We start from the raw sequence: 10,780 nt of genomic DNA on the forward strand, positions 1-10,780 counted from the left end.
CGCAGAGGGCGCGCGCCCGGTGTCGCTCACCGCACGGCGACCACCGAGGACCCGTGCCCGAACAGCCCTTGGTTGGCGGTGATGCCCACCCGCGCCCCGGCCACCTGGCGGTCGCCCGCCGCACCGCGCAGCTGCCAGGTCAGCTCGCAGACCTGGGCGATGGCCTGGGCGGGCACGGCCTCGCCGAAGGAGGCCAGGCCACCGCTGGTGTTCACGGGTGTCCGGCCGCCCGGGGCGGTCGCGCCGTCCCGGAGCAGTTTGGCGCCCTCGCCCTCGCCGCACAGGCCGAGGTCCTCGTACCACTGCAACTCCAGTGCGGTGGACAGGTCGTACACCTCGGCCAGGGACAGGTCCTCGGGGCCGATGCCCGCCTCTTCGTAGGCGGCGCCGGCGATGGACGCCCGGAAGGTCTGGGCCGGGGGTGCCACCGAGGCCGCCGAGTCCGTGGCGATGTCGGGCAGGTCCGGCACCGTGTTCGGGAAACGGGGGGTCACCGTCGACACCGCCCGGATCCGCACCGGCCGGGTGACACCGTGCCGGTGCGCGAAGTCCAGGCTGGACAGCACCAGCGCGGCCGCGCCGTCGGAGGTGGCGCAGATGTCCAGCAGCCGCAACGGGTCGGCGACCACCGCCGAGGCGGCCACCTCCTCGGCGGTGACCCGCCGGCGGTAGCGGGCGTACGGGTTGAGCGCCCCGAGGGCGGCGTTCTTCACCTTGACCAGTGCGAAGTCCTCGGGTGTGTCCCCGTGCACCGCCATCCGCCGCCGCGCGTACAGCCCGAAGTACGCCGGATTCGTCGCGCCGAGGAGGCGGAAGCGCAGCCAGTCCGGATCGTCGGGGCGGTCCCCTCCGGCGGGCCGGAAGAAGCCCTTGGGGGCGGCGTCCGCGCCCACCACCAGGACCGTGTCCGCGAGGCCGGCGAGGATCTGGGCGCGGGCCGCGGCGATGGCCTGGGCCCCGGATGCGCAGGCCGCGTACACGCTGGTCACCCTGGCTCCCTGCCAGCCCAGGGCCTTGGCGAACGTGGCTCCCGCGACATACCCGGGGTATCCGCCGCGCACCGTGTCCGCGCCCACGACGGAGCCGATCTGGCGCCAGTCGAGACCCGCGTCCACGAGGGCCGCGCGGGCCGCCGCCGTCCCGTACTCCACGAAGCCGCGACCCCACTTGCCCCAGGGATGCATGCCCGCCCCGAGCACCGCCACGTCCGCTGTCATGCCGCCACTCCCGTCGGCCGCCAGTGCCAGATGGTCCAGGTCGTCTCCGCGTCCTCGTGGAGCACTCCGGGGACGGCCTCCACCTCCATGCCCACCGTCAGGTCGGCGACGGTGACCCCGGGAGCCGCCTGCCCGAGCACCACGATCCGTTCGGCCTCCAGCTCCACCGCGATCAACGCGTACGGCTCCCACGGAAGTTCCGGGTTGCTCACGTAGGGTGACGGCGGACGGTATCGGCTGTCGGTGTACGACCAGATACGCCCTCTTTGTGACAGCGGGACCTCTTCCAGCGAACCGTCCGGGCAGTGCGGATTGCGGCAGTGGACGTCCTCGCGCGGGAAGAAGACCGAGGCACAGGCCGTGCAGCGGGTGCCCAGGAGGCGGAAGCCGTCACCCTCACCGGTGAACCAGCCGGCGACCGCGGGCTTGCGTATGTGCGGCAAGGACCCTCCTCATGACGTTATCTGACGAAGCGTCAGAAGTGTGCCACGGGCAACCGTAAATGGGCAGGTGGATTCTGTGAACCGAACGGCCCGGGACGGCGTCGTGATACAGGAGGGGCGGCCGGGACCGACGGGGGTGATTCCGGCCGCCCCTCCTGATTCGCCCGTTCCTGCCTCGTCACCACCGGAACACGTCCCTCCCTGATCGGCTACAGTCCGCGCGTGTCCGAAACTCAGCACCCAACTGTCAACTCCGCGCCCGGCGCATACTGTTCGAGTTGCGGAGCGCCCTATGGAGAGGGCATCTCCGGCTGGCCGCGCACCTGCCCGTCCTGCGGGGCCGCCGCCTACCGCAACCCGCTGCCGGTCGCGGTCGCGCTCCAGCCCGTGTACGACACCAAGGGCACGGCCCTGGTCGTCATCACCCGAACCATCGCCCCCGCGCGCGGAGGCACGGCCCTGCCCGGCGGCTACATCGACGACCGCGAGGACTGGAAGCACGCCGTCGTCCGCGAACTCAAGGAAGAGACGGGTATCGAAGCGGCCGCCCGCGACGTGCGGCTCGTGGACGCCATGAGCTCACCCGACGGCCACCTCCTGCTGTTCGGCCTGCTGCCGGAACGCCCGGCCGACGGACTGCCCCCCGCCGGTCCCACGGACGAGACCGAGGGCCGGCGGCTGCTGCGCAGGCCCGAGGAACTCGCCTTCCCGCTGCACACCGTGGCCGTCAGGGCCTGGTTCGAGGGCCGCTACGGCTGAGCCGGGCGGCTCAGCCCAGCCCCCGCACACGCACCGGGTAGGGCGGCTCCGTCACGCCGTCCTCACCCTCCCGGGTGACCACCACCCGGGCGCCCTGCCGGCGGGCGACGTAGCGCTCGATCTCCGGCTCGTCCCACCCGTCGCCCGCGTCCGGCACCACCAGACCGCCCCCGGTCCGCCCGCGCGCGGGCGCCCACACCTCCAGCTCCAGCCCCCCGTCGGCGCCGCGCACGGGCAGCACCGCCCCCGCGCGCGCGAGCACCGGTATCCGGGACAGCGGGGCGTCCACGACCACCCGCGCCGGCCCCTCGTACGCCTTCTCCGTCACCGTGTGGTACCAGCGGCCCCGCGGCAGCTGCACCGTCCGCCGCTCGGCACCCGGGTCAAGGACCGGCGCCACCAGGAGACTGTCGCCCAGCAGAAACGTGTCCTCACTGTCGCGCAGAGCCCGGTCCTCCGGCGCCCCCCACCACGACGGCCGCACATAGGGCGCGCCCGTCCGCCGGGCCAGATGCGCCAGCGTCACGAAGTACGGCAGCAGCCGCCGGCGTTCCAGCAGCGCCACGCGCGCGTGCTCCAGAACCTCGGCACCGAACTCCCAGGGCTCCCTGCGCCCCGCCCGCAGACTCGCGTGCGTCCGGAACAGCGGCAGATACGCGCCCAGCTGGAACCAGCGCAGATACAGCTCCGGTGACGGACTGCCGTCGAAACCACCCACGTCCGGACCCGAGTACGGCACCCCGCACAGTCCGAGCCCCAGCACCAGCGACAACGACGCCCGCAGCCCCGGCCAGCCCGTCGCCACGTCCCCCGACCAGGTGCCCCCGTACCGCTGCAGCCCCGCCCAGCCCGCGCGGGAGAACACGAAGGGCCGCTCCCCGGGCACCAGCTCACGCAACCCTTCGCAGGCCGCCCGGGCCATGCACAGCGCATACACGTTGTGCGCCTCCCGGTGGTCACCGCCGTGCCCCTCCAAGGCGTGCCGGGCCGAACGCGGCAGCGTCGACTCACCGAACGCGCTGAACGACGTCGGCTCGTTCATGTCGTGCCAGAACCCCGCGAAGCCCTGCCGCAGCCGCTCCTCGTAGAGCCCGCCCCACCACGCCCGCACACGCGCGTCCGTGAAATCCGGGAACACCGACTCGCCGGCCCACACGACACCCCGCACCGCACGGCCCTGCGCGTCCCGCACGAACGCGTCCACGGCCGAACCACTCTCGAAGACGGCGTCGCCCGGCGTCGCCCGCACCGCCGGATCGACGATCGACACCAGCCGGATCCCGTCCCGGCGCAGCTCCTCCGCCAGCACCGGCAGCTTGGGGAAACGCTCCTCGTCGACGGTGAACACCCGGTGGTCGTCGTAGTGATCGATGTCGAGGTGCACGGCGTCCAGCGGCAGCCCACGCTCCTGGTAGCCCGCGATGATCCGGCGCACCTCCTGCTCACTGCCGAAACCCCACCGCGCGTGATGGTGCCCCAGCGCCCACGCCGGCGGCAGCGCGGGCGCACCGGTCAGCGAGGCCCACGTGTGCAGCACGCGCGCGGGAGTGCCGACCATCACCCAGCAGCGCAGCGGACCGCCGTCCATGCGCACCTCGCAGCGCCCCGCCCGGTCGTGCCCGGAGCCGGCCCCCTCCGCGCCCTCCCGCAAGACCACCGTGCCGTCCCAGGTGGTGTCGTGGAACACCAGATGCGTGCCCGCGTCAGCCACCACCACCTGCACCGGCATCGTCAGATACAGCGGATCTTCACCGGGGCCGAACGCACGGCCGGGATCGGTGTTCCACAGCCGGTACCCGCCGTCGCGCAGCCGGGGACCGGACGCGCGCCCGCCCAGGCCGAAGAACCGGGCGTCCGCCGCCACCTCCGACCGCTGCAACCACCGCCCCGGACCCCCGCCGACCGGCTCCCACCAGCGTGGCGGCAGATCCCGCCGCAGCGTCACCCCGCCCGGCGTGCACACCTGCACCGCGCCGTGCCGCGACACGACGACCGTCACCCGCTCGGCCACCACCCGCCAGCCGCCGTCCTTGTCCGGCTCCAGCACCGCCCGCGGATCCGGCTCGGGACCACTACTGCCCGCGAGGGCGTACGACGGCCGCGCACCCGCCCCGTCCCACCCCCAGAAGACCGCCCCGTTCACCGCCACGACGATCCGCAGCTCGGAGCGGCTGAACCGGATCAGACCACCACCCGGACCGGGCTCCACGCCCTGCACCTGCCCCGGCACCCGGGCCCGCTCGGGTCCACGGCGCGGCAGCCCCGCGGCGTCGAGACGCCTCCTGCGCCACGCCGCCCGGACGGTACGCAACCCCCGAGCCGCCCTCCCCGAACCGACCACACTCACCGAACGCACCAGGTCACGACCGTCCATGCTGCTCACCCTGCCACCGAGCGCCCCGCGCGCGCGTGTCGTTCAACTGCCGTTCACCCATGCCGCGACCACATCTTCATGACGTGGACTATGTGGGGCGCACCCTGGTGTAGAAGTCGATCACATGGCATCGTCCCTGTCAGCCGCGTCACGCGCACACCCCAGCCCGTGCGCGGACCGACGCCCACGACGCGCACAGCCCGGGAGCCTCCCATGTCGACCGCGAACCCCCAGCCGCTCTGGCAGCCTGATCCCGAGAGGATCGCCCAGGCCCGCATCACCCAGTTCCAGGCATGGGCCGCCGAGCACCACGGAGCCCCGGCCGAGGGCGGCTACCCGGCCCTGCACCGGTGGTCCGTCGACCAGCTGGACACCTTCTGGGAAGCCGTCACCGAGTGGTTCGACGTGCGCTTCTCGACGCCCTACGCGCGCGTGCTCGGCGACCGTGCCATGCCCGGTGCCCAGTGGTTCCCCGGCGCCACCCTCAACTACGCCGAGCACGCCCTGCGCGCCGCGGCCGACCGCGCCGACGAACCCGCCCTGCTGTACGTGGACGAGTCCCACGAGCCGCGCCCGGTGACCTGGGCCGAGCTCCGCCGCCAGGTCGGCTCCCTCGCCGCCGAACTCCGCGCGCTCGGCGTACGCCCCGGCGACCGCGTCAGCGGCTACCTCCCGAACATCCCCCAGGCCGTCGTCGCCCTCCTCGCCACGGCCGCCGTCGGCGCCGTCTGGACCTCCTGCGCCCCCGACTTCGGCGCCCGCAGCGTCCTCGACCGCTTCCAGCAGGTCGAACCCGTCGTCCTGTTCACCGTCGACGGCTACCGCTACGGCGGAAAGGAGCACGACCGCCGCGAGACCGTCGCCGAGCTGCGCCGCGAGCTGCCCACCCTGCGCGCCGTCGTCCACATCTCGCTGCTGGGCACCCAGGCCCCCGAGGGCGCCCTGGAATGGTCGGCACTGACGGCCGGCACCGCCGAGCCGGTCTACGAACAGGTGCCCTTCGACCACCCGCTGTGGGTGCTGTACTCCTCCGGCACGACCGGCCTGCCCAAGGCCATCGTCCAGTCGCAGGGCGGCATCCTCGTCGAACACCTCAAGCAGCTCGGCCTGCACTGCGACCTCGGCCCCGAGGACCGTTTCTTCTGGTACACCTCGACCGGCTGGATGATGTGGAACTTCCTCGTCTCCGGCCTGCTCACGGGCACCACGGTCGTCCTCTACGACGGCAGCCCCGGCTACCCGGACACGGGTGCCCAGTGGCGGATCGCCGAACGCACCGGAGCCACCCTCTACGGCACCTCCGCCGCCTACGTCATGGCCTGCCGCAAAGCCGACGTCCACCCCACCCGCGACCACGACCTGTCCTCCGTGAAGTGCGTGGCCACCACCGGCTCCCCGCTGCCGCCGGACGGCTTCCGCTGGCTGCACGACGAGGTCCGGGACGACCTGTGGATCGCCTCCGTCAGCGGCGGCACCGACGTCTGCTCCTGCTTCGCCGGCGGCGTACCGACACTGCCGGTGTACACCGGCGAACTCCAGGCCCCCAGCCTCGGCACCGACCTGCAGTCCTGGGACCCCAGCGGCCGCCCCCTCATCGACGAGGTCGGGGAACTGGTCGTCACCAACCCCATGCCGTCCATGCCGATCCACTTCTGGAACGACCCCGACGGCAGCCGCTACCACGACAGCTACTTCGACACCTACCCCGCTGTCTGGCGCCACGGCGACTGGATCACCCTCACCTCACGCGGCACCGTGATCATCCACGGCCGCTCCGACTCCACCCTCAACCGGCAGGGCGTCCGCATGGGCTCGGCCGACATCTACGAGGTCGTCGAGCGCCTGCCCGAGATCAAGGAATCCCTGGTCATCGGCATCGAACAGCCCGACGGCGGCTACTGGATGCCGCTGTTCGTGCACCTCGCACCGGGCGCCGTCCTGGACGAGACACTCCTGGACCGCGTGAAGCGGGCCATCCGCGAACAGCTCTCGCCCCGACACGTCCCGGACGAGATCATCGAAGTCCCCGGGATCCCGCACACCCTCACCGGCAAGCGCATCGAGGTCCCGGTCAAGCGACTCCTGCAGGGCACCCCCCTGGAAAAGGCGGTCAACCCCGGCTCCATCGACAACCTCGCGCTGCTCGACTACTACGAGGAACTGGCCCGCAAGCGCGCCTGACACACCGGACGACAACCCTCCGCACACGGTCCCGGACCCGCTTCACCCGGCAGCGGTGTCCGGCACCGCGTCCGCGGTTCGCCCTCACAACGCTGTGACCTGCGCAGTCAGATATTCACCCCCCGCACGGTGACCGCCGGCGGACGGCCATTGTCAGTGCCACCGATTACGGTGAGTGAGCATTGATCGTCCGCGCATTGGGGGAAAACATGGCGCACACCGACCACCAGACCATGCGACGCGTCCTGCGCCGCGAGATCGCCGGCACCATCGGCGTGCTCACCGACGACCACGACTTCCGCGCCATGCGGCGCTACCGCAGCTTCACCTTCGACGATCACACGACCTATCTCCGGCAACTGGAGACGGTCCTCAGGGCCCGCGCGGCCGAGGGCACCCACACCACGCTCGCCCTGTTCGACCCCGAGGACTACGCGGCATACTGCGCGGACACCGGCCTCGACCCGGAGGCCCCGGCCAGCCGCACCCGGTTCACCGCGGAACTCGCCGCCACCGGCTGCACCATCCCCTACGACGGCCGCCCGCTCGCCGTACTCCTGCCCGCGCTCGTGGACGAGGCGGTACGCCAGGCCACCTGGGAATACGCCACCACCCTTCTGACCCGCCTCGGCCCCTGCCCGACCTGCGGCGAGGACATCGGCAGGGCAGCCTTCACCCGCGCCTCCAGCCTCCTGCTACGCATCCTCGACACCGCCCCGCCCGGCGCCCGGCACCTCGTCTGCACGGTCTCCGGGCCACCGGAGACCCTCGTCTCCGTCCTCCACGGCGACCAGGAGCTCCACGGCCCGACCCACCTGGACGAGGCCGAAGCCCTTGAGTTCACGAGCGTGCTGGCCCTCGGCCTGGCCACCCGCAGCCCCGGCGGACTCGTCATGCGCATCAGCGCCGCCGGCACGGCCGACCGCGTCCACGGCTGGCGACTGCGCGGTGGCGCCCTCGAACCGCTGACGGCGTCCGAAGTCTTCGACGCCTACTGCACCGACGCCGAATCCGGCGAGCCCATCCCACCGGAGCCCGGCGTCGACTACCGCGAGCCGCCCGACCTCGGGGACGAGAGCACGGCACCGGACCACCGCCACTAGCCCCGGACCACGGCCCGGAACACACCAGGGGCGCCCCGCCCGAAGGCAGGACGCCCCTGAACCGGCACACCCCAGGTGCCGCCGGTACGGCTTACTCGCCCGACAGCACCGCCTGGGCCGCGCCGCGCGCCTCCTCGGCGCTGTCCGCCGCACGAGCCGCCGCCGCAGCCCGCTCGCACTGCGCCAGCGTGTACTTCGCCAGCGTGGCGCGGACGTAAGGAATCGACGCCGAACCCATGGAAAGGGAGGTGACACCCAGACCGGTCAGCACACACGCCAGCAGCGGATCGGACGCGGCCTCACCGCACACCCCGCAGCTCTTGCCCTCGGCCCTGGCCGCCTCGGCGGACAGCGCGACGAGGTCGAGCAGCGCCGGCTGCCACGGGTCCTGCAGGCGCGACACCGCACCCACCTGCCGGTCCGCCGCGAACGTGTACTGCGCGAGGTCGTTGGTCCCCAGCGACAGGAACTCGACCTCCTGCAGGATCGAACGCGCCCGCAGCGCGGCCGACGGGATCTCGACCATCGCGCCGAACTTGGCCCGCAGCCCCGCCTCGCGGCAGGCGTCCGCGAACGCCTTGGCGTCCCTGCGGTCCGCCACCATGGGAGCCATCACCTCGAGGTAGACGGGCAGCCCCTCGGCGGCCTTCGCCAGCGCCGTCAGCTGGGTGCGCAGCACCTCGGGGTGGTCGAGCAGCGTCCGCAGCCCCCGCACACCCAGCGCGGGATTCGGCTCGTCCGCCGGCGTCAGGAAGTCCAGCGGTTTGTCCGCGCCCGCGTCCAGCACACGCACGACCACACGGCCCTCGGGGAACGCCTCCAGCACCTGCCGGTAGGCCTCCACCTGCTTCTCCTCGGAAGGAGCGTTCTTGCTGTCGTCCAGGAACAGGAACTCGGTACGGAACAGACCGACGCCTTCGGCGCCTGCCGCGACCGCGGCCGGTACGTCCGCCGGCCCGCCCACGTTGGCCAGCAGCGGCATCTTGTGACCGTCCGCGGTCGCTCCGGGCCCCGTCGCGGCGGCCAGCGCGGCCTTGCGCTCGGCGGCCGCGGCCCGCAGCTGCGCCTTCTTCTCCTCGCCCGGGTTCACGAAGACGTCGCCCGTGCTGCCGTCCACGGCGATCATCGTGCCCTCGGCCAGCTCACCGGCGCCCGGCAGCGCCACGACGGCCGGCACACCCAGCGCCCGCGCCAGAATGGCACTGTGGCTGGTGGGACCACCCTCCTCGGTCACGAAGCCGAGAACCAGCGACGGGTCGAGCAGCGCCGTGTCGGCCGGGGCCAGATCCCGGGCCACGAGGACGTAGGGCTGGTCACTGTCCGGTACGCCCGGCATCGGAACGCCCAGCAGCCGGGCGACGATCCGGTTCCGCACGTCGTCGAGGTCGGCCACGCGCCCCGCGAGGTACTCACCGGCACCGGCCAGCAGCTCCCGGTACGCCGCGAAGGCGTCGTACACGGCACGCTCGGCAGTGCTGCCGACGGCGATCCGGCGGTCCACGTCCGCCATCAGCTCGGGATCCTGGGCCATCATGGCCTGCGCTTCCAGCACGGCCTGGGCTTCGCCCCCCGCCAGATTGCCGCGCGCCATCAGGTCGGCGGCCACCGCGTCGACGGCCTGGCGGGCGCGCCCCTGCTCCCGCTCGGCATCCTCGGTGGGGATCTGCTTGGCCGGCGGCTCCAGCACCGCCGTACCCATGTGCCGAACCTCGCCGATCGCCACGCCATGGCTCACGCCGACGCCTCGCAGCGTTGTCTCCATCTCACCCGTCTCCGATAGTGCGGCGGGTCCCGCCGCCGCGGTGGTTGTCCTGTTCGCCGCCCTGAGACGGCACTGCCGTCAGTTCCAGGAGAAGAGGCTGTCGCCGGCCTTCACGTCACCGCTGTCACGGAGGTCGGAGAGGGCCTCGGCGGTGGCTTCGAGCGCGACGATCGGGCATACCGGGGATTTGCCGGCGGCCTCGACGGCGGCGGGGTCCCATCGCACGACGGCTTGGCCGCGGGTGACGGTGTCCCCCTTGTGGACGAGCAGCTCGAAGCCCTCGCCGTTGAGCTGCACCGTGTCGATGCCGAGGTGGGTGAGCACGCCGTGCCCGCTGTCGTCGACCACGACGAACGCGTGCGGGTGCAGGGAGACGATGACGCCGTCCACCGGCGACACCGCCTCGGAGGCCTCACGTACGGGGTCGATCGCGGTGCCCGGGCCGACCATGGCCCCGGAGAAGACAGGATCCGGCACTGCGGCCAGTCCGATGGCCCGTCCGGCGAGCGGGGACGTCACGGTGGTCATGGGAAGCCTCCCAGGAGTGGAGCTGCAGGTAGGGCCGTCACTGCCTGTCCCTGACGGCACACTGAGCAGCAGGGTATGTCAAAGGAAGCGGCGGTTCCGTATGGAACCTACCAGCAAGTGGTCTAGACCACCAACCCACTCGATTTGCACGGTCTCGGAGGCCCCGTGTACAGTCGTACTCCTGCTTGGGGCGGAGCGACGCGAAAGCGACTCCACCGAGCAGAATCCAAACTCGTCAGATCCTATCTCGGATCACCTTCTGCATGTCCGCAGTGAGGTGGTCAGGGAGACGGAAAAACCCTGATAGAGTTTGAAACGCCGAAGGGAAGCCCGGAGGAAAGCCCGAGAGGGTGAGTACAAAGGAAGCGACCGTTCCTTGAGAACTCAACAGCGTGCCAAAAGTCAACGCCAGA

General features: G+C 72.1%; 8 protein-coding genes. 3 read left to right on the top strand and 5 right to left on the bottom strand.

Going from position 1 to position 10,780, the window contains the following annotated elements; translation table 11 throughout:
• Positions 1–26 precede the first annotated feature (26 nt).
• Together FHS34_RS35505 and FHS34_RS35510 are read right to left on the bottom strand one after the other, a co-directional pair.
• On the bottom strand, positions 27–1,217 hold the full coding sequence (locus FHS34_RS35505; protein ID WP_184973286.1) for a lipid-transfer protein: 1,191 nt from the start codon (positions 1,215–1,217) through the stop codon (positions 27–29).
• The gene (locus tag FHS34_RS35510; protein ID WP_184973288.1) at positions 1,214–1,660 is read right to left on the bottom strand and encodes a Zn-ribbon domain-containing OB-fold protein; all 447 of its coding nucleotides are present in this window, start codon (positions 1,658–1,660) and stop codon (positions 1,214–1,216) included. The genes FHS34_RS35505 and FHS34_RS35510 overlap by 4 nt, the downstream gene beginning before the upstream one ends.
• A 222-nt stretch (positions 1,661–1,882) precedes the next feature.
• Here FHS34_RS35510 and FHS34_RS35515 point away from each other — a divergent pair, with 222 nt between their 5' ends.
• Positions 1,883–2,419: an NUDIX domain-containing protein gene (locus tag FHS34_RS35515; RefSeq protein ID WP_184973290.1), complete on the top strand. Its 537-nt coding sequence runs from the start codon at positions 1,883–1,885 to the stop codon at positions 2,417–2,419.
• A 10-nt stretch (positions 2,420–2,429) separates the two neighbouring features.
• Here the strand turns inward: FHS34_RS35515 and FHS34_RS35520 are convergent, their stop codons facing one another.
• Complete coding sequence (locus FHS34_RS35520) at positions 2,430–4,793, bottom strand: glycoside hydrolase family 31 protein (protein WP_184973292.1); 2,364 nt, start codon at positions 4,791–4,793, stop codon at positions 2,430–2,432.
• 213 nt (positions 4,794–5,006) lie between these two features.
• On the opposite strand from FHS34_RS35520, the gene FHS34_RS35525 reads away from it, so the two are divergent.
• Both FHS34_RS35525 and FHS34_RS35530 read left to right on the top strand, forming a co-directional pair.
• On the top strand, positions 5,007–6,974 hold the full coding sequence (locus FHS34_RS35525; protein ID WP_184973294.1) for an acetoacetate--CoA ligase: 1,968 nt from the start codon (positions 5,007–5,009) through the stop codon (positions 6,972–6,974).
• A 209-nt stretch (positions 6,975–7,183) separates the two neighbouring features.
• Entirely contained in the window at positions 7,184–8,077 is an 894-nt protein-coding gene (locus FHS34_RS35530) for a DUF8829 domain-containing protein (RefSeq protein ID WP_184973296.1), read from the top strand.
• A gap of 91 nt (positions 8,078–8,168) precedes the next feature.
• Here FHS34_RS35530 and ptsP read toward each other — a convergent pair whose 3' ends face one another.
• Together ptsP and FHS34_RS35540 are read right to left on the bottom strand one after the other, a co-directional pair.
• Positions 8,169–9,839, bottom strand: a complete 1,671-nt coding sequence (gene ptsP, locus FHS34_RS35535) for a phosphoenolpyruvate--protein phosphotransferase (protein WP_184973298.1) — start codon at positions 9,837–9,839, stop codon at positions 8,169–8,171.
• A 78-nt stretch (positions 9,840–9,917) separates the two neighbouring features.
• Complete coding sequence (locus tag FHS34_RS35540) at positions 9,918–10,367, bottom strand: PTS sugar transporter subunit IIA (RefSeq protein WP_184973300.1); 450 nt, start codon at positions 10,365–10,367, stop codon at positions 9,918–9,920.
• Between the last annotated feature and the right edge of the window lie 413 nt (positions 10,368–10,780).

The organism is Streptomyces echinatus, assembly GCF_014203595.1.
Classification (GTDB): Bacteria; Actinomycetota; Actinomycetes; order Streptomycetales; family Streptomycetaceae; genus Streptomyces; species Streptomyces echinatus.